Origin of the sequence: Halorientalis litorea (assembly GCF_023028225.1) — an archaeon.
Lineage (GTDB): Archaea > Halobacteriota > Halobacteria > Halobacteriales > Haloarculaceae > Halorientalis > Halorientalis litorea.
The window spans coordinates 2,566,159-2,584,849 of sequence record NZ_CP095482.1; the positions used below are offsets into that span (position 1 = coordinate 2,566,159).

Below are 18,691 nucleotides of genomic sequence, written 5' to 3' on the forward strand. Positions count from 1 at the left end.
TTTGAGAACTCCCCTCGAAGGCCCGAACGTGTACGCCGCCGAGTTGCACTGTCACTCGTCGTTGTCCTACGACGGCCGCGACCCCGTCGAACTCTTGTTGGGACAGGCGGAGGCGGTCGGACTCGACGCCATCGCCGTCACGGACCACGACGAGATAGACGCGAGCCTCGACGCCGCCGACAGGGCCGACGACTACGGCCTCGTCGGAATTCCCGGAATGGAAGTGTCCAGTGCCGCGGGTCACGTCCTCGCACTCGGCGTCGAGGAGGCCGTCCCTCCGGGACTGCCGTTCGCCGAGACGCTCGACCGCATCCGTGACCGCGGCGGCATCGCCGTGGTGCCACACCCGTTTCAGGAGTCGCGGAGCGGCGTCCTCGCGAACATCTCGCGCATGGAACTCACTGCCGCCGACGCTATCGAGGTGTACAACTCCCGCCTCCTGACTGGGCGGGCCAACCGACAGGCCGAAACATTCGCCCGGCAGTACGACATGGCGATGACCGCCGGGAGCGACGCCCACATCAGCGAGATGGTCGGGCAGGCGGTCACGCGCATCGACGCGGCCGAGCGCACCGCCGACGCGATGCTCGCGGCCATCCGCGACGGACGAACGACCGTCGAAGGACGCCGCACGCCGTGGCGGATTAGCTTCCGACAGGCCGCCGGCGGCGTGAAACGCCGGGTCCGCAACCGCTTTTCGGACCTGCTATGATACGTGGGGCCGACACCGAGACGGTCCGTGCCGCCCTCGACGCCGGTGACCCTCTCCCGGGAACCCGCGGGTTCGCCGGGGAACTCGACGGGCAACTCGTCCGCGACGTGTTGGGGCGGGTCCCGCTCTACGCCGAGTCCGCGGCCCCGACGACGTGGGCGTTCGACCCGACGACCCTCACGGACCCGAATCCGGTGCCAGCGGGCCACGTCCGCACGCAGACCGGTGACGAACGGGTGTGGGAACTCCCGGACCCCGACCCGTTCGCCGACGACGCCACGGCCGTCGAGACGGTTCGGGACGCCGTCGAGACGAGCATCGACGGCGTGGACACGGACGGCCTCGCCGTCGCCTTCTCTGGCGGCCTCGATTCGGCACTGCTGGCCGCCCGTCTCGACGCGCCGCTGTACGTCACGGGCTTTCCCGACAGCCACGACGTGGCCGCCGCTCGCTCGGCCGCCGAGGCACTCGACCGGTCGGTGACGGTAGTCGAGTTGACACACGACGACATCGAGCAGGCAGTCCCCGAGGTGGTGCGGGCGACGGGTCGCCGGAACGCCATGGACGTCAACATCGCGCTCCCGCTGTACCTGACCGCCCGCCGCGTCGCCGCCGACGGCTACGACAGGCTGGCAGTCGGACAGGGTGCGGACGAACTGTTCGGCGGCTACGCGAAGGTGGCGAAGGCCTCGGACGACCCCCGTGTCGACGCGGGGACGGTGCGCGGGGCGACCCGTGAACTCCTCGGGACGCTCGCGGAGCAACTGCCACGCGACACGCTCACCCTGCAGGCGGCCGGCGTCGAACCCGCCGCGCCGTATCTCCACGACCGGGTGGTCGCCGCGGCACTTCGCCTTCCGGGCTCCCTCCTCGTCGCTGACCGGGACGGCGACCCGACGAGGAAGCACGCGCTCCGCGAGGCGGCCCGGGTGTCGCTCCCCGAGGACGTGGTCGACAGGGACAAGAAAGCCGTCCAGTACGGGACCCTCGTCGCACGGGAACTCGACAGGCTAGCCCGGCAGGCGGGCTTCAAGCGGCGGATGGACGACCACGTCTCACAGTACATCGCCGACCGCTGTGAGTGACTGTTGCCGCGTATCGAGATACGACTGACCCGCTGATTCTCTGCGTGGCCAGATTGATAGTCGGGTAGCCCCTGAAACGGACATGGACCGGCGTCGATTCCTCGGCCGTGCTGGATTGCTCGCCTGCTTCGGTGTCGCTGGGTGTGTCGGCGGGACGGACTCGACTGACACCGAAACCGAAACACCACCGTCCACGGACACGCCAACCCGGACGCCGACAGCAACACAGCGGGCAACGGAAACCCGGACGCCGACGGCGACGGCGACACCGACGGAGACGCCAACCGAGACGGCGACACGGACCGAAACAGCCACTCCGCCGCCGGAGTCAGTTACCGTCGCCGTCGGCCCGGACGGGCGGTTCCGGTTCCGACCGGAGACGTTCGTGGTGGCCGTCGGCGGACGAGTAACGTGGGACTGGGAGGGCAACAGCCACAATATCGGTGTCGCCGACACGCCGGACGGTGCCTCGTGGTCGGGGCACGACGAGATGCTGTACGATACTGGGCATACCTACAGTTACACGTTCGAGACGCCCGGGCAGTACGAGTACTTCTGTAGTCCGCACCGCGGTACCGGGATGGTCGGGTCCTTTACTGTTCGGTGACACAGACCGGACAACGTGTCGGGAACGAAGAAGGGATACCCGTTCAGACTACTTGGCCTTCGGCTTCCAGCAGTTCGTGATACCGGTTGCGGATGGTGACCTCGCTAATCTGGGCCACCTCGCTGACCTCGCTCTGTGTGACCTTCTCGTTGGCGAGCAGTGACGCGGCGTAGACGGCCGCGGCCGCTAGCCCGACGGGGGACTTGCCGGAGTGAACGCCCTTCGACTTCGCCGTCGAGAGCAGTTCGCGGGCGCGGCGTTCGACTTCGTCGGAGAGGTCGAGGTCGGAGACGAAGCGGGGGACGTAGCTCTCGGGGTCGGCGGGCTGGATTTCGAGGTTCAGTTCCCGCACGACGTAGCGGTACGTCCGGGCGACTTCGTCTTTCTCGACGCGGGAGACGGCGTCTATCTCGTCGAGGCTCCGGGGCGTTCCGGCCTGCCGGGCGGCGGCGTAGAGCGAGGCGGTGGAGACGCCTTCGATGGAGCGGCCGGGGAGGAGGTCCTCGTCGAGCGCGCGGCGATAGATGACGCTGGCGGTTTCTCGGACGTTCTCGGGGAGGCCGAGGGCGGAGGCCATGCGGTCGATTTCGCCGAGTGCCTGCTTGAGGTTGCGCTCTTTCGAGTCGCGGGTCCGGAACCGCTCGTTCCACGTGCGCAGTCGCTGCATCTTCTCGCGCTGGCGTGAGGACAGTGAGTTGCCGTAGGCGTCTTTGTCCTGCCAGCCGATGTTGGTCGACAGTCCCTTGTCGTGCATCATGTTGGTGGTGGGGGCACCGACGCGGGACTTCTCGTCTTTCTCGCTGGCGTCGAACGCGCGCCACTCCGGCCCGGGGTCGATTTCGTCCTCCTCGACGACGAGGCCGCAGTCTTCACAAACCGTCTCGCCACGCTCGGAGTCGCTGACGAGGTTGCCGTCACACTCGGGGCAGACGAGTGTCTCAGTCTCTTCGTCAGTCGACGCTTGGTCTTCGTCCTCGCTCGCGCGCTCGCGCGTGTATTCTCTGATGGTGGTGTCTGTCATTGGTTGAATCGGCGGGCACTACTGCCCGGAAAACTGTCGGACGTAACAATATGTTGTGCTCGCGCCGACTTAAACCTTCCGCCGGTTTTAGCGGCTCACAGAGTCGTTTTTCGGGACTTCGCCGGTCCGGCTGTGTGCCGGTCGAGCACACACGGACCGGGGTCGTGTCGGGTCCGGTGCGGTGATATCGGGGACCGAAACCCTTAGTGCCAGTCCGGGCCTCGCCGCGGACATGAGCGACCCCGCCGTAGACCGTGAGGAGGTCCGACACGTGGCCTCGCTGGCGCGGATCGACCTCGACGACGACGAGGTCGACCGCTTCGCCGAGCAGTTCGCCGACATCCTCGACTACTTCGAGACGCTCGACGAGGTGCCCGAAGTCGAGTCCGAGGCGGACCTCGCCAACGTCATGCGCCCGGACGAGGAACGCGAATCGCTGAGCCAAGAGGACGCACTGCAGAACGCCCCGGACAGCGAAGCGGGCTTTTTCAAAGGGCCGAAGGTCTCCTGATGTCGTACAACCTCTACATCACCGAGGAGACGGTCGAGGGGGCCGCCGACGGCCCGCTCGCCGGCCGGACGGTCGCCGTCAAGGACAACATCTCGACGGCGGGACTCCGCACGACCTGCGGGTCCGAGATGCTCGCAGACTACGTGCCCCCATACGACGCGACGGCCGTCAAGCGGCTGAAAGACGCCGGTGCGACCATCACTGGCAAGACCAACATGGACGAGTTCGGGATGGGGACGACCACCGAAACGTCGGCGTTCGGTCCCACCGAGAACCCGGCCGCCGAGGGTCGGGTACCCGGCGGGTCGTCCGGTGGCTCTGCGGCCGCCGTCGCCGCGGGCGAGGCCGACCTCGCGCTGGGGTCGGACACCGGCGGGTCGGTACGCTGTCCCGCCGCGTTCTGTGGCGTCGTCGGTATCAAACCCACCTACGGCCTCGTCTCCCGGTACGGTCTCGTCGCCTACGCGAACTCCTTGGAGCAAATCGGGCCGTTCGGCCGGACCGTCGAGGACGCCGCGGAACTCCTCTCGGTCGTCGCCGGCCCCGACGAGTACGACGCGACGACCCGCGAAGCACCGCCGGACAGTGAGGCGGCCGTGGACTACGCTGCCGCCGCCGACGGGGACGTCGACGGGATGGAAATTGGCGTGCCGACGGAACTGCTCGACGGTGCCGACGAGGGCGTCGTTGAGACGTTCTGGGACGCCATCGCGGAGTTGGAAGCACAGGGTGCGAGCTACCACGAGGTCGACCTCCCGTCCGTCGAACACGCCGTCGAAGCCTACTACGTCATCGCCATGTCCGAGGCGTCCTCGAACCTCGCACGGTTCGACGGCGTGCGCTACGGCCCCGAGAGCGACCACGAGGGCAACTGGAACGAGGAGTTCGCCGACGTGCGTGACCGCGGCTTCGGCGAGGAGGTCAAACGCCGCGTCCTCTTGGGTACGTACGCCCTCTCGGCGGGCTACCACGACAAGTACTACAAGAAGGCACAGGACGCCCGTGCGTGGGTCAAGCAGGACTTCGATTCGGCACTCGAAGACGCCGACGTACTGGCGTCACCGACAATGCCCGTCCCACCGATGGCGATGGGCGAGAGCCTAGACGACCCGCTTCGGATGTACCTCGCGGACGCTAACACGACGCCGGTGAACCTCGCCAACCTCCCCGCCATCTCGGTCCCGGCGGGCGAAACCGACGAGGGGCCGGTCGGCCTGCAGTTCGTCGGCCCGGCCTTCGGCGAGGAGACGATTATCCGGGCGGGAAGTGCGTTGGCCTAATCAGCCGGCGCAGTCGTTCCTGTCGTGGCTCGGTCCGGCTCTGTCGCGGGTGGGAGGTCGACCCGGACGACGGTGCCCCGCGGGTCGTTCTCGGCGAACGAGAGCGTCCCACCCATCCGCGTGACGCCCCACTTGACCGACCAGAGGCCGAGGCCACTCCCGTGTTCGAGTGGGTCCTCCGTGCCCGCCTCGACCACGGCACGCTCCGTCTCCGGGATGCCCGGGCCGTTGTCGCTGACGGCCACACACACCGTGCCATCCTCGCGTCGGGTAGCGGACGCGACGACCAGTGGTGCCTCCGCGTCGTTGTGTTCGGCGGCGTTCTCGACCACGTTTCGGAGGGTAATCGTGAGGACGCGCTCGTCGACGCCAGCGACGGCGTCGTCGGGGACGGCCGAAGTAAACTCCGTGTCCGGGTACGCCGCGTCCACGTCGGCGACGACGCGCTCGACGACTGTGGCCACGTCGGCCCGCGGAGCGGGAGCGGCCGAGAACGACATCATGCGTTCGACGTCGCGGGCGCGCTCGCCGAGACTGAACAGGCCGTCCGCCGTCGTCCGTATCTGCTCGGCACCCGTCTCCGGGTCCGCGTCCTCGGCTTCGGCGATGCGTGTGGCGTGTGCGCGGATGACGTTCAAGTCGTTGCGGAGGTTGTGCCGGAGGACGCGGTTCAGGACCGTGAGCCGTTGCTCGCGCGTCTGTCGCCGTGTCACGTCTCTGAGGACGACGGTGTGGCCGCGTGGGCCGTCGCGGCCGGGCACGGGCGACACCTGCGTCTCGAAGCGGCGTGTCCCGCCGACGGTTTCGAGGTCGACGGTGTCCGTAGCGTGGAACGTGTCGAGTGCGGTTCCGAGCACTGCGGCGAGTCGCATTCCGACGGCATCACCGTCCGCGACTCCGAACGTCTCTCGGGCCACGGCGTTGGTTCTGAGCAGTGTCCCGTCGGTTCCGGTGACGAACACGGCGTCGTCGATGGAGTCGAGGGCAGTCTTCGGGCCGACGTTCCCGGCCGCGGGCACCGAATCGAACAGGTCGTACGGGCCGGCGACGAGGCCGACGGCCGCGACACAGAGGAGGTAGCCGCCGCCGACCATACCGAGTGCGATGTCGTAGCCGCTCGTGGCGGCTACCTCCGGCATGAGAACGAACCCGACCCACGGCCAGACGCCGACGAGCGAGAGCGACGCACCGAGTCCCGTGTCGAGGTGGTCGTATCGGACGACGGTGCGGACGAACAGACCGACGGCGACGACGACGAGGCCACTGGCGTAGTAGAGGCCCGCTTCGTGGAACAGCCCGGCGGCCTCCACCACGAGCGGTGGGAGGCCGGCGAGCGTCGCCGCTGTTCCGGCACCCATCATTCCGCCGCCACCGAGCGTCACGACGGTTCCGCCGATAGCACCGGCGACTGCGGGGAGCACGAACGCGACAGCGTGGCCGCGCGTCGTCACGAGGTCGACCCCGTAGTGGTCGAAACTCAGCAACGCGAGTGCGACCGGGACGGCGAGATACGTGTACAGCCAGACGAGTTCGTACGGCCCGTAAGCCGGTGCCACGGCGGCAACCGCCAGTGCCGACAGCCCGACGGTCCCGGATAGAAGCGCGAACCGCCGCGCGAGCGGTCTGTCACGCGTCGCCCACGCGCGGTAGCCGATGCCCAACAGGACGAGGCCACTCGCCAGCGACACCGCGCGTGCGACCGCCATCACGGTGAGTTGCACGCACGAAACCCACGTAGCAACCCACAAAAGCGTTGTTCGGCGTCCCTTCCGGAAGCATTCTGATTCGGACCAAAATTCGAACCGCAGTCGCGAGTGAACGCTTTTGCACGTCCCGGCCCTCCCTTCGGACGTGACCCGCGTCCTCGTCTGGCACCGTGCGGACCTGCGGACCGCGGACAACGCCGCCCTCGCGGCGGCCGCCGCGGACGCCGACGCCCGGCCCGTGCCCGCGTTCGTCTTCGACCCGCGGTACTACGGCCCCGACGCACTCGCCTGTGACGCGCGACGCGAGTTCCTCCACGAGTCGCTGGCCGACCTCCGGCGGCAGTACCGCTCGCTCGGGTCGGACCTCGCGCTCTTGCACGGCGACCCCCGTGAGCGACTGCGTACGCTCCTCGACTCCGGGGCTGTCGACGCGGTGTCTCTCAACCGCGACGTGACGGCCCGACGCGGCCGCGAGCGTGACCGCGCCGTCCGCGACTGGCCCGCTGTCACCGCGTTCGCCGACGACGGTATCGTCCGTCCCGGACCCGAGAACCGCGAACCGGACGGGACCGTCACCGTCGAGACACGCGACGGATGGGGCGACCAGTGTGAGGCGTACTTCGAGGCCGACCCGCACCCGCGCCCGGACTCGCTCCCGCCGAACCCGCTCGACAGCGACGTGACGCCCGACGACGTGCGGGAGCAATACGACGTGGCTCCGGCGAAGACGGCCGTCCCCGAGGGTGGGACCGTCGCGGGCAACGAGCGACTGTCGGCCTTCCGTGAGCGTGTCGGCGAGTACCCGTCGGTCGTCTCGCCACCCGCGGCCGCCGAGGACCGCTCGTCGCGGCTCTCGCCGTATCTCGCGTTCGGGTGTCTCTCGGTGCGGCAGGCCTACCAGACGGTACAGGACGCCCCGGACGGCCGCGGGCGGTCGATGTTCGAGTCGCGACTGTACTGGAACCGCCACTACAACCAGAAACTCGCCGACTGGCCGGGATGGACGGAGACGGCCGCGAACCCCGTCTTCCGGGGGTTCCGACGCGACGAACACGACCCGGAACTGGTGGCGGCGTGGCAGGAGGGACGGACGGGGTTCCCGATGGTCGACGCCGCGATGCGTGCCCTCGTGGAGACGGGCTACATCAACTTCCGGATGCGGGCGATGTGCGCGTCGGTCTTCTGTTACATCCTTCGGGAGTGGTGGAAGCGTGGAGCCGATTTCATGTACGCCCACCTCGTCGACGCAGACGCCGCCATCAACTACACGCAGTGGCAGGCACAGGCGGGACTCGTCGGCGTTCACCCGATTCGCGTCTACGACCCGGCCAAACAAGCCCGGGAGTACGACCCGGACGGTGCGTTCGTCCGCGAGTACGTCCCCGAACTCGCGCCGCTCCCGGACGAACACCTGCCCCGTCCCGAGAAGGCACCGCTCGCCGTACAGGACGAGGCTGGCGTCGAGGTGGGCACGGATTATCCGTATCCGGTCGTCGACTTCGAGGCACGCGCCGACCGTGCCCGCGAGGAGATGGCACGACTCGACGACCGGGCCAAAGAGGCAGTGTACGCCGACCCGACCGTCCGGCGGCGTGCGTCGCTGTCTCGACGGGGTGGGCGTGCCACGGAGGAGGCCGCGGACGGCACCGGCGAGGGGCAGGCCACACTCGACGAGTTCTGAACCGTGGGGTATCTTTTTTTCCACCCCACTATTCGTGCAGAGTTTTTAACCGGGCCGGGCGTGATGTGCGTTCTCATGGTAACACTGGACGACGTATTCGTGGCGGATGCCGTGTCCCACGCCTACAACCTGCACCCGTCGAACTACGCCATCGAGCGATACGCCGAACCCGTCGTGGACCTGATGCTGGGGGCGGAGGCGGCGATGCCCGAACAGTACCGCCGAACGGAGGAGTCTTTCCTGACCGACTGGGACCCGTCGGTGACGGCGAACATGTTGTTTCGCGAGAGTCCGGTCGATTTCACCGTCTTCCATCCCCAGTCCATCACCATCTTCGAGGACGGCCTCACGTCGATGGGGAAGGCCCGCGAGTTCGTGGAAGCCCATCCGAACCGAAGCGCGCAGTTGGCGAGCATCGACATCATCGGCATGGAGAACCCGGGCGACGAACTCGCCCGGCAGGCCGACGAGTACGGCGTCCACGGCGTGAAAGTCTACCCCTCCTACTGGAGCGACGACGGGCACACGGGGTTCAAGATGGACGATGCCGAGACTGCGTTCCCGCTCTGGGAGCGGTGCGCAGACTTGGGTCTCGACGTGGTTGCCGTTCACAAGGCGGTCCCGTTCGGGAACGTCCCGCTCGACCCGTACCGGGTCGACGATATCGAGGAGGCCGCCGCGAGTTTCCCGGACCTGAACTTCGAAATCGTCCACGGCGGGTTCATCCTCGCCGAGGAGACGGGCTACCGCATCGCGGAACACGACAACGTCTACGTCAACCTCGAAATCACGGCGGCCGACGCCGCGACCCGGCCCGACCAGTTCGTCGAGACGATGGAGAACCTGCTGTGGGCCGGCGGGAAGGAGGCCGTCGAGAAAGTCATCTGGGGCTGTGGCACGCCGCAGTTCCACCCGCGACTGCTGCTCGAGTCGCTGTGGGAACTCGACTTCCCCGAGATGGAGTCCCGTGACGGCACCTACACGATTACCGACGACGACAAGCGGAAGATGGTCGGTGCGAACCTCGCCGACGCCCACGGGTTCGACGTGGACGAACTGCAGGACGCCATCGGCGACGACGAGTACGCCGACACCGACCTCGCCGACCCGTACTCCACGACCCCCTTCGAGGTGGAAGCATGAGCACGGACGACGGTGCGGCCGTGGATACTGCGGCCGACGCTTCGGTCACACCCGACCGCATCCGCGACGAACTCCGGGCTGTCGTTGACCCCTGTACGGCGGCCAACGGGTCGAACCTCGACATCGTAGAGATGGGGCTGGTGGAGTCGGTCACCGTCGACGGCAGCGAGGCGCGCGTCGAGATGCACCTCACGACGCCGGCCTGTCACATGGTCCCGTACTTCATCACGGAGATAACGGACTGCGTGGAACCGCTCGCCGGCGTTGAGTCGGTCACCGTCGACACCGACGCCGGGATGGAGTGGACGCCCGAAATGATGACTGACGCTGCCAGAGCCAAGCGGGACGCCACGCTAGAACGGTACGAGGCACGCTACAGCGGCGACCGCGCTACGGAGTGAGTGTCCAAAGAAGCAGAGTCACGCGGTGTCGCGGTGACGCGACGGTGCGAAACTAGTTAGTTGCGAACGACGTTCGTCGCGCGCGGGCCCTTGGGGGCCTGTTCGATGTCGAACTCGATGTCAGTACCTTCGGTGAGGTCCTCGCCGCCAACGTCCTCCATGTGGAAGAAAACGTCCTCGTCCGCGTCCTCAGTATCGATGAAACCGTAACCGCCTGTGTCGTTGAAGAAATCAACTTTACCGTTTGCCATTGCGAGTAAACGGAGACTGGGTACACGGATAAGGGTTGGCAATCTGTTTTCTCTGTTCGGATTATAGATTTTGTATATCCATTGTATCGGGTATAATCTGAACATCCGGCCAACTTGGCCGCTTTCAACAAAAATGCCCCTCGATTCCACACTGCCTGTCCGGGCTTTCGACGTATCGGCAGTTCTGGGTCGGTCGCTACTCCGCGAGCGGCAGTTCGACGTTGAACACCGCCCCTTCGGGGTCGTTGTCCTCGACCCAGACGGTGCCGCCGTAGCCGTCCACGAGTGTCTCCACGAGGTACAGGCCGATGCCGGTTCCGTCACTCTTCAGTCCTTTCTCACCCTTCGCGAACATCTCGCCCTGCATCTCGTCGGGGATACCCGGCCCGTTGTCGGCGATGCTGACGACGACTGTCTCGTCGCGTTCGGACGCCGTGACGACGACCTCTGGAACTTCCTTGTCGTTGTGCTGGATGGCGTTTTTTAGGAGGTTCCGGAACACCGACGGGAGCATCTCGTCGGCGACGACGGTACTGTCGGGAAGCCGGCCGTCGACAGTTATCGACGCGTGACTGTGCATGGCGCGAACTTCTTCGAGTTGTGTCATCAACCGCCGTCGGAGCGGTATCGGTTCGTACTCGCTTTCGGTTTGCAGCATGACCTCCGCGAGGTCACGGGCTGCCTGCGTCAGACTGGTCGCGCTTTCGGTACTCGCGAGAATTTGCTCGACGTACTCCCGTTCGCTGTCGTCGACTCGTGTCTGGAGTGCCTCTGCGTACCCGGAGATGACTTGGAGGTCGTTTCGGATGTCGTGTCGAACCATCTGGTCGAGGACTTCGAGGTTGTCGCGTTGCTCCCGCAGTTCGCTCTCCCCTTCGAGGCTGTCGAGCACTGCGGTCACGTTCCGTCCGAGGACGGTCGCAAGCGTCACGTGCCGGTCCTCGAACCCGGTTTCCTCACGGCTCGCACAGGCCAACAGGCCGTGTTCACCGAGCGGCACGAGTATCGCGGACTTGAACGGCACGTCCGAGACCAAGTCCTCGGGGTCGATGTCGTCGTAGACGACTGTCTCCCCGGCCTCGAAGACATCCCACAGCCAGTCGCCGCGAGGGTGTGCCGGGGAGGGCGTCCCGGATTCGCGCAGGAGTCGGCGGTGTTCGTCCGAGTCCGCCACGACTTCCAGCGCGTCGTTCGCCTCGTTCGGATACCAGACCGACGGTATCTGGAAGTCGAGCAGGTCCTCGGCGGCTTCGACCGCTATCGCCACCGCTTCGTCCTTGTCCGCCGAGTCCACGAGCCGCCGCGTGGCGTCGTGGAGTGCCTCCATCTGGCGTTCGTACGACTTCGGCTTTCGGATGTCTTTGAAGATGCCGATGTAGCCGGAGAACTCGCCCTCGGTCTCGACTTTCGCCGAGGACAATCCGACGTCGATACGCTCCCCGTCTTTCGTCTGCCGGACCGTGTCGACGAACCGATTCTGGCCGCCGCTGTCCAGTTTCTCGACGAACTGTTGGAACTCCGTCTCCTTCTCGTCGGGCACGAACGGTGCCCGCTCGCCGAGAATCTCCGACTCCGTCCAGCCGAACACCCGTTCTGCCCCGGGGTTCCACATCGTGACTCGCAGTTCGTCGTCGAGCATGACGATGGGGTCCGGTGCGGCGTTGATGACCCCCTCCAATGTTCGTGTCGTCTCGCGGAGTTCACGCTCGCGCTCTTTGCGCTCCGTGATTTCCCGGGAGAACACCGAGAGCCCGTCCTCGTCGGGATACACGTCCACGTCCACCCAGTAGTCGAACCCCTCGCCGATGTACGTCTCGAACGACCGTGGCTCCTGTGTCTCCATCGCCGCGCGATACTGCGTCTCGGCCTCCGTCCCGAGGAGTTCCGGGAACGCGTCCCAGAGTACCTCACCACGTACTTCCTCCCCTTGTACGCCCCCTCGCTCCGCCATCTGCTCGTTCCAGTAGGTAATTCGCCACTGGGAATCGACCGCGTAGTACGCGTCCGAGACTCGCTCGGTCAGTCGCTCGTACTTCCGTTTGCGGGAGCGCAGTTCCTGCTGTGCCTCGATGCCGGACAGTGCCGTCCCGATGGTCTCACCGACCTCCGTGAACAGACTTCGCTCGTCTTCGCCGAACGCCTCGGCCCGCGCGGAGTAGATGTTCAGAACGCCGTACTGTATGTCCCCGTCGGTTATCGGGATGGCGGCACTCGACTCGAAGCCCTGTTCGAGCGCGTGGTCCCGCCACGGCTCGTACTCCGGGTCGTCCCTGATGTTTTGCATCACCTGAACACGACCGGTGCGGGTGGCCGTCGCCGTCGGTCCGTGCTTGGATGGCGGTTCGTGGACGGCAATCGAGATTTCGTCGAGATACCCGCCGCCGACACCTGCCGCCACCCGTGGCCTGATTTCGTCGGTCTCCTCGTCGTGTTCACCTATCCACGCGAACACGTACGCCTCGGAGTCGGCGAACGCCGAACAGACCCCCGCTTCGAGTTCGTCGCGGGTCGAAGCGTCGATGATGACTCTGTGGATACTGTGAAGTACCTCGCTCGCTTGGTGATACGCCTCCCGAAAGCCACCGCTCATTGGTTATCGAAAGGCTTGGGTCGTATAAACACTACTGCCTCTCTCACACCACTCAGTTGCCACGTCGACCGAGACTGGTCACGCCCTGGCTTCGGCCGGAGTTACGCACGCACTCTCTCGGAAGCCCTCGAACTGTACCGGCCCGCACGACCGGTCGACGGTCGGTTCCTGCGGTGTCGTGGGGCGAAAGGCGGCCCCGGTATCTCAGGAGACTTCGAGGCCACCTTCGGCGATTTCTTTGACCCGTTCGGCATCGGCGTAGCCGTGGCGAGCGAGCATCTCCGCGCTCACCTCGACGATGTCGTGCTCCGGGTCGACAGTCGTGAAGATGCCCTCGCCGATGGCGATGACGCGCAACACGAGTGCCATGTCCTTCGGCAGCCGGAAGGGCAACTCGTAGACCACTTCCTCGAGGTCCTCGACGAGAGCGCGCATCTCCGCGAAGTCGAACCCGCCGCCCTGTGCCGCCTCGACCTGCGTGGCGACCAGTTCCTCTAACTCTTCGCGGCCCCCCTCAGCAGCATCGAGATCGAGCATCCCGAGTTCGGAGAGTGCCGTAATCACTTCGTCGGGGTCCTCGCTGCCGACGGCCAGATAGAAGCTGACGAACTTCTGTTGGAGCCCATCGGGAACGTGGTCGCTCATCCCGAAATCGTACAGGACCGCGGTGCCGTCGGGCTGTACGGCGACGTTGCCCGGATGGGGGTCGCCGTGGAAGACGCCGTCGACGAGACACATCTTCAGGTACACCTGGTGGAGGTCCTTCGCCAGTCGCGGTCGGTCGATATCCATCCGGTCGAGTTCTTCGAGGTCGGTCAGTTTCGTGCCGTCGACGTACTCCATCGTCAACACCCGTTCCGTCGAGTGCGAGTCGACGACCTCGGGAATCGTCACGCGGTCGTCGTCCTCGAAGTTCGCGCGTATCTCAGCCATCATGCGCGCTTCGCGCTCGAAGTCCATCTCCTCGTAGAGCGTCTCCCGGAAGTGTTCCGAGAGGTTCTCGAGCGAGAAGGCCCGTCCGTCGTCGACGAACTGGATGAGTACCCACAGGAGTTTGTCGAGGGCTTCGAGGTCGCGCTCGACGCGATGCTCTAGCTCCGGTCTGCGCACCTTGACCGCGACGTCGCGGCCGTCGATGCTCGCCCGGTGGACCTGTGAGAGGCTCGCACCGCTTATCGACTCGGTGTCGAAGGAGTCGAACCGCTCTTCGATTGGTCCCAGATCCGTTTCGACGACTTTCCGGGCGTCCTCCCACGGGGAGGGCGGGACGTCGTCCTGTAGTTTCTCCAGTTCCGCCAGCCACTCCGGTGGAGCCACGTCCGGACGGGTCGAGAGCAACTGCCCGAGTTTGATGAACGTCGGCCCGAGGTCGACGAGCGTCTCCCGCAACCAGACCGCCTGTCGTTCCCGCAATCGCTCGTTTCCACCCAGCAGTCTATCGAGCGTGGAAGTGACGATAATCGGAAGGAACGCATAGACGATGACGACGATGCGAGCGTAGGTCCGAAGTCTCGATATCACGCCGTATCACCTCGACATGTGGGCGGTTCGAGTGCGGTCCCCGGCCCCGAACGGACGCGCCGACGGCCCCGCATCGCCCGTTCCGTACGACCCCCTCGATACCGATGGACTGGCTGAGCCATCGTTACAAGTATATATTCAATATCAAATTGACTCTACATCCTCTCATACGAGGTATTTCTTACTGTATTTAAACCCGTCTGCAGTGAGGGAGAGTACCACCCATTCCCGTACGAACGGTATTTGCTTGGTATTAGCACCGCTTGATTTCACGCTTCGCTGTTCATTCGGCCACTACCGGATACATCCCCTCAGATGGGAGATGCAGGCCTCGGCACTCGAATCCGGACGACCTACGGGCACAAACCGATTGATGACAGTTTTCACTCCTGCAACGTCAGTCGTGGTGTCGTATGTTCGTACCGGCACGATTCAGGTGTCGGATACTCCACACTCCGTTTTTGAGTGTGCAATCTGTAGCGATATACTCTCCAACTGGTGGCCCTCAGTTGGCCGCGTGACTCTGAAGTACACGTACTGCCCGGAGTCCAGACTGTCCGGAGCAAAGGTATATTGATTCGACACAGGGCCGGTAATTAATGACCTTGGACGCGCCCGCTCGTCGAGGTTTGATCTTTCTGGTCGTCGGTGTTTTTCTGCTGGTGAACGTGGGCCACTTCCACATCGTTTCACCCGGCGACGAGCGCTACGAGTACCAGCGCGTGGCCGTCACTGCCGCCGACGACGACACGCGCTTTACTGTCGACGGCGAGTGGGCCAACCGACCGGAAAGCATCGCCGGCATCGGCTGTGATGGGCTTACCGACACCAGCAGCACGCGACTCTGTGTACTGGAGACGTGGCTACTGAACGGGAGTGGCCAACCACGGACGCTGACCATCGACCGACCGGAAGTCTGGACCACGGGCCAAGCATACACCGTCCACGGTGGGCAGTTCTACGAACGGACCCGGACGACGCACCGTATCTCAGAAACGGTTCCGGAGGGGCAGGTCAGAGTCACGCTGACTCCTCGTTCACCTATGGAGGTGCTAAACGCTATCGCCGTCCCCATCGAGAGGGTGCCGCCGGAACTGCGCCGTGTGATTCGGCGGGACTCGTTGACGACTGACCACTACGTCGAGGGTGCAGAGGTAGACACTGAACTGCCGCCTGTCCCCGCCAACGAGTACGACGACGGAGGACTTGTAGTCGAGACACAAGACGGCTTCGTCGTCGTCACTACCAGTTACCACACAGGCAAGCCAGCGCTACGTTTCGTCGCTGGCGCACTCCAGTGGCTCCTCGGACTCGGACTGGTGGTCAGCGGCGGCCACCGGTACTTGACCCATCTGTAACCGATTCGCGCTATCGAGGCGGTCGTGACCGTTTGTTCCCGATACGTGCCCTGTGTCTCGCACGTCCTTCCTGACAAACTCTGTATGAGAAGAGCGAGAGTCCGCTGCGGTCGCTCTACGTGTCTGTATTCTCAACGCTGTCCAGAGCCACAGATGGCTCTCTGATACCGGTAACTCGGAGGCCTCGGCACTCACGACTCACGATCTATCCATAGGCCTAGGTGCATCCAGCCGTAATTGTCCATTGTGAAACACTATGAGCGATGAAGAGCCACAGCAGACCGAGTGGGAGACCGAGGTCGGCCTGTCCGAAGAGACGACCTACGTTGCGATTTACCCCAGTCGCAAGCACGCCGAAAAGTGGATGCAGGAAGCCGAGGAGCAGGGCTACGGGAGTCGATCAAAGTATCTCTACGAATTGATACAGGAGGCCCGCGCTGCCCGTCAAGAAGGATCCCTCGCTACAGTCAGAACGAATCGAAGGCCGAAGAACTCCAACCGCAAGTCGAGCAGTTGCAGGACGACCTCGAAGACGCTCGTAACGCCGAACCCGGCGAAATAGATATCGAGCATGAAGAGTTTTGAAGCCCACGAACGATTACGAGCGCATTGGGATCCAACGATTCGCCCAGCTCCGGAGTGCAGACGAGATTCTGAACCATTCACTATCGGGCTCTGTACTGGTCGACAAACCTCTCTTCACAGCGCTTTGATTCAGCGAAACCAAATAACCATTATTCATGAGTATGAGTATAAATTATGGACGCAGATCCCCATGACGACGCTTGGGGGGACCGCGAAGAGAGCATCAGTGTCTATCGGTCCGTCATCGAAGCCATTCGAGACGGCGTTTTCATCGTTGATCTGGACGGGACTATCACCTACGTCAACGACTCGCTTTGCTCATTGACTGGACGTGAGCGGAACGAACTGGTTGGCAACACGTTCGACACGCTGGTCGAATCAGGACTGGTTGAATCAGCCGAGTTTGATCGATTCGTTACAACCATCAACTCCATTGCCGACGGAGAAATCCAGGATGAAATTCTGACCTTCGAAATTGATCAGGAAACCGAACAAATGGTAGACGTTCGCGTCTCGAAACATATCCGGGACGACGGCACTGACGATATTGTCGGCGTGGTTCGGGATGTGACAGACCGCGAGCGGAGGGCCCGAGCGGCAGAACAAAAACAGGAGGTACTGGCCAAACTCTATCAAGTTGGTGCAGAGGACGCTCTCACGTTCGAACAAAAAGCCGAGCGCATCCTCTCCATTGGGTGTGAGTACCTTGATCTGCCGTTTGGGTTCCTGTCGAGAATAGAGGAAGACACACAAGAGATTGTACACGCTGTTGGCGATCATACACTGCTCCAGCCAGACGAAACCGCACCGCTGGAGCAGTCGTACTGTCGGAAGACCATCGAAAGCGACGACCTGGTCGGTATGCAGGACGCACGAGCGGAGTTGGGCGACGACGACCCGGCGTACGAACTGTTCGACTTAGGCTGTTATATCGGAACGAAGGTCAAGGTCGGGGAGACCCTCTACGGGACGTTCTGCTTTGCGGCCCCACACGACCGTGACCGGGAATTCACCGCCGGCGAACGAGAGGTAATCAAGCTTCTCGGACAGTGGGCCGGGTACGAACTCGAACGGCAGCGGTTCGAAGAACGCCTGGAAGGTCTGCACGAAGTATCACAGCGGTTGCTGACGGCTGAAACGATGACGGACGTCGCACAGATCACGATGGAGATGGTCGTCGAGTTGTTCAATCTCCCGGTGAGTGCGTTTTGGGAGTATGATGCTGACGACGACGTGTTATCTGCGGCGGTTGAAACAGACGAAGCAGTACGGGTCGTTGGGGAGGCCCCGACGTTCGAGCGGGGTGACGCACTCATTTGGGAGAGTTTCGATAGTGGCGAAATCCGGTACCACGAGGACCTGACCAAACAAACAGGAACCTACAACCCGGAGACACAATTGCGGTCAGAGGTCCACGTTCCCTGCGGGAATCATGGCATCATCACGAGTTCCGCGACCGAGCCACGTGCCTTCGACGAGATCGACATCGAAAGTCTCCGCCTTCTTGAGGCGTTGGTCACGGAGGCTATAACTGCAGTCAAGCGAGAAGAACAGCTAGCCGAGCGTGGTGAAGCACTCCAGCGACAGAACGACCGCCTCGAAGGGTTTGCCGATGTCGTGGCACACGACCTCCGAAACCCAATGACGGGAGCGGTCGGCTTTCTCGAAATCGCCCGCAAAACGAACGAGTCACAGCATTTCGAACGCGTCGAACAGTCCTTAGAGCGGATGGAGGAACTCATCGACGAGTTGTTGATGATCGCACGCGGTGATCGACAGGCAGTCAACATACGCACACTTTCGTTGCAACCAATCGTCGAGGAAGCGTGGTCGTATACCGACGCCCAGAAAGCGACCTTGTCCGCAGACGACCCGCTCGGTGAGATACAGGCCGACGAGACACGACTGTTGCAACTGTTCGGTAATCTCTTTCGCAACAGTGTCGAACACGGTGGCGACGACGTTACCGTGGAGGTCGGCCCACTCGCTGATGAGGCGGGGTTCTACGTCGCCGACGACGGGCCAGGGTTTTCCGACAAGCAACGGACGGAGATCGAAGCACTCGGAGACACGGACGAGATGTCGGGATTCGGAATCGGACTCATGAGCGTCGTCGATGTCGTGGAAGCACACGGGTGGGACCTCTCAGTACCCGCCACAGACCAGGGAGCACGCATCGAAATCCGAACTGGTGAACGGAGCGAATGACCCGTGGAACCAAGCGTCGCCGTAATAAAGC

Annotated in this window: 16 protein-coding genes; 11 read left to right on the forward strand and 5 right to left on the reverse strand. The window is 64.1% G+C overall.

Features of this window, described 5'->3' with window-relative positions; genetic code table 11:
• Window positions 1-28: 28 nt before the first annotated feature.
• From MUG95_RS13700 to MUG95_RS13710, 3 genes are all read left to right on the forward strand, one after another.
• The gene (locus MUG95_RS13700) at window positions 29-712 is read left to right on the forward strand and encodes a PHP domain-containing protein (protein WP_247008747.1); all 684 of its coding nucleotides are present in this window, start codon (window positions 29-31) and stop codon (window positions 710-712) included.
• On the forward strand, window positions 712-1,797 hold the full coding sequence (locus tag MUG95_RS13705) for an asparagine synthase C-terminal domain-containing protein (protein ID WP_247010494.1): 1,086 nt from the start codon (window positions 712-714) through the stop codon (window positions 1,795-1,797). The genes MUG95_RS13700 and MUG95_RS13705 overlap by 1 nt, the downstream gene beginning before the upstream one ends.
• An 82-nt stretch (window positions 1,798-1,879) precedes the next feature.
• On the forward strand, window positions 1,880-2,404 hold the full coding sequence (locus tag MUG95_RS13710) for a plastocyanin/azurin family copper-binding protein (protein WP_247008748.1): 525 nt from the start codon (window positions 1,880-1,882) through the stop codon (window positions 2,402-2,404).
• 43 nt (window positions 2,405-2,447) lie between these two features.
• Here MUG95_RS13710 and MUG95_RS13715 read toward each other — a convergent pair whose 3' ends face one another.
• A complete protein-coding gene (locus MUG95_RS13715; protein WP_247008749.1) occupies window positions 2,448-3,425 on the reverse strand; it encodes a transcription initiation factor IIB in 978 nt (325 codons plus the stop codon).
• Between the two features lie 232 nt (window positions 3,426-3,657).
• Between MUG95_RS13715 and gatC the strand changes: the two genes are divergently transcribed.
• Both gatC and gatA read left to right on the forward strand, forming a co-directional pair.
• Window positions 3,658-3,936, forward strand: coding sequence for an Asp-tRNA(Asn)/Glu-tRNA(Gln) amidotransferase subunit GatC (gatC, locus tag MUG95_RS13720; protein WP_247008750.1), 279 nt, complete (start codon window positions 3,658-3,660; stop codon window positions 3,934-3,936).
• Window positions 3,933-5,216, forward strand: coding sequence for an Asp-tRNA(Asn)/Glu-tRNA(Gln) amidotransferase subunit GatA (gene gatA / locus MUG95_RS13725; protein WP_247010495.1), 1,284 nt, complete (start codon window positions 3,933-3,935; stop codon window positions 5,214-5,216). The genes gatC and gatA overlap by 4 nt, the downstream gene beginning before the upstream one ends.
• On the opposite strand, the gene MUG95_RS13730 is transcribed toward gatA, so the two are convergent.
• A complete protein-coding gene (locus MUG95_RS13730; RefSeq protein WP_247008751.1) occupies window positions 5,213-6,937 on the reverse strand; it encodes an ATP-binding protein in 1,725 nt (574 codons plus the stop codon). The two genes, gatA and MUG95_RS13730, sit on opposite strands and share 4 nt — an antisense overlap.
• 130 nt (window positions 6,938-7,067) lie before the next feature.
• Here MUG95_RS13730 and MUG95_RS13735 point away from each other — a divergent pair, with 130 nt between their 5' ends.
• From MUG95_RS13735 to MUG95_RS13745, 3 genes are all read left to right on the forward strand, one after another.
• On the forward strand, window positions 7,068-8,603 hold the full coding sequence (locus MUG95_RS13735; RefSeq protein ID WP_247008752.1) for an FAD-binding domain-containing protein: 1,536 nt from the start codon (window positions 7,068-7,070) through the stop codon (window positions 8,601-8,603).
• Window positions 8,604-8,678: 75 nt separating this feature from the next.
• Window positions 8,679-9,746, forward strand: coding sequence for an amidohydrolase family protein (locus tag MUG95_RS13740; protein ID WP_247008754.1), 1,068 nt, complete (start codon window positions 8,679-8,681; stop codon window positions 9,744-9,746).
• A complete protein-coding gene (locus MUG95_RS13745; protein ID WP_247008771.1) occupies window positions 9,743-10,147 on the forward strand; it encodes a metal-sulfur cluster assembly factor in 405 nt (134 codons plus the stop codon). The genes MUG95_RS13740 and MUG95_RS13745 overlap by 4 nt, the downstream gene beginning before the upstream one ends.
• A 56-nt stretch (window positions 10,148-10,203) precedes the next feature.
• On the opposite strand, the gene MUG95_RS13750 is transcribed toward MUG95_RS13745, so the two are convergent.
• The 3 genes from MUG95_RS13750 to MUG95_RS13760 form a co-directional block, all read right to left on the reverse strand.
• The gene (locus MUG95_RS13750) at window positions 10,204-10,398 is read right to left on the reverse strand and encodes a cold-shock protein (RefSeq protein ID WP_247008773.1); all 195 of its coding nucleotides are present in this window, start codon (window positions 10,396-10,398) and stop codon (window positions 10,204-10,206) included.
• A 196-nt stretch (window positions 10,399-10,594) separates the two neighbouring features.
• A complete protein-coding gene (locus MUG95_RS13755; RefSeq protein ID WP_247008775.1) occupies window positions 10,595-12,988 on the reverse strand; it encodes a sensor histidine kinase in 2,394 nt (797 codons plus the stop codon).
• A gap of 204 nt (window positions 12,989-13,192) precedes the next feature.
• A complete protein-coding gene (locus tag MUG95_RS13760; RefSeq protein WP_247008777.1) occupies window positions 13,193-14,509 on the reverse strand; it encodes an ABC1 kinase family protein in 1,317 nt (438 codons plus the stop codon).
• A gap of 599 nt (window positions 14,510-15,108) precedes the next feature.
• Between MUG95_RS13760 and MUG95_RS13765 the strand changes: the two genes are divergently transcribed.
• From MUG95_RS13765 to MUG95_RS13775, 3 genes are all read left to right on the forward strand, one after another.
• Window positions 15,109-15,867, forward strand: coding sequence for a hypothetical protein (locus tag MUG95_RS13765; RefSeq protein WP_247008779.1), 759 nt, complete (start codon window positions 15,109-15,111; stop codon window positions 15,865-15,867).
• Between the two features lie 256 nt (window positions 15,868-16,123).
• The gene (locus MUG95_RS13770; protein ID WP_247008780.1) at window positions 16,124-16,429 is read left to right on the forward strand and encodes a hypothetical protein; all 306 of its coding nucleotides are present in this window, start codon (window positions 16,124-16,126) and stop codon (window positions 16,427-16,429) included.
• Window positions 16,430-16,626: 197 nt separating this feature from the next.
• On the forward strand, window positions 16,627-18,660 hold the full coding sequence (locus MUG95_RS13775; RefSeq protein WP_247008781.1) for a GAF domain-containing protein: 2,034 nt from the start codon (window positions 16,627-16,629) through the stop codon (window positions 18,658-18,660).
• The last annotated feature ends 31 nt before the right edge of the window (window positions 18,661-18,691 follow it).

What these genes read in the sequence shown, in the direction of transcription:
- MUG95_RS13710 (WP_247008748.1), top strand. Translation starts at nt 1,880, where the DNA reads ATGGACCGGCGTCGATTCCTCGGCCGTGCTGGATTGCTCGCCTGCTTC.
- MUG95_RS13715 (WP_247008749.1), bottom strand. Translation starts at nt 3,425, where the DNA reads ATGACAGACACCACCATCAGAGAATACACGCGCGAGCGCGCGAGCGAG.
- gatC (WP_247008750.1), top strand. Translation starts at nt 3,658, where the DNA reads ATGAGCGACCCCGCCGTAGACCGTGAGGAGGTCCGACACGTGGCCTCG.
- MUG95_RS13740 (WP_247008754.1), top strand. Translation starts at nt 8,679, where the DNA reads ATGGTAACACTGGACGACGTATTCGTGGCGGATGCCGTGTCCCACGCC.
- MUG95_RS13745 (WP_247008771.1), top strand. Translation starts at nt 9,743, where the DNA reads ATGAGCACGGACGACGGTGCGGCCGTGGATACTGCGGCCGACGCTTCG.
- MUG95_RS13750 (WP_247008773.1), bottom strand. Translation starts at nt 10,398, where the DNA reads ATGGCAAACGGTAAAGTTGATTTCTTCAACGACACAGGCGGTTACGGT.
- MUG95_RS13755 (WP_247008775.1), bottom strand. Translation starts at nt 12,988, where the DNA reads ATGAGCGGTGGCTTTCGGGAGGCGTATCACCAAGCGAGCGAGGTACTT.
- MUG95_RS13765 (WP_247008779.1), top strand. Translation starts at nt 15,109, where the DNA reads ATGACCTTGGACGCGCCCGCTCGTCGAGGTTTGATCTTTCTGGTCGTC.
- MUG95_RS13770 (WP_247008780.1), top strand. Translation starts at nt 16,124, where the DNA reads ATGAGCGATGAAGAGCCACAGCAGACCGAGTGGGAGACCGAGGTCGGC.
- MUG95_RS13775 (WP_247008781.1), top strand. Translation starts at nt 16,627, where the DNA reads ATGGACGCAGATCCCCATGACGACGCTTGGGGGGACCGCGAAGAGAGC.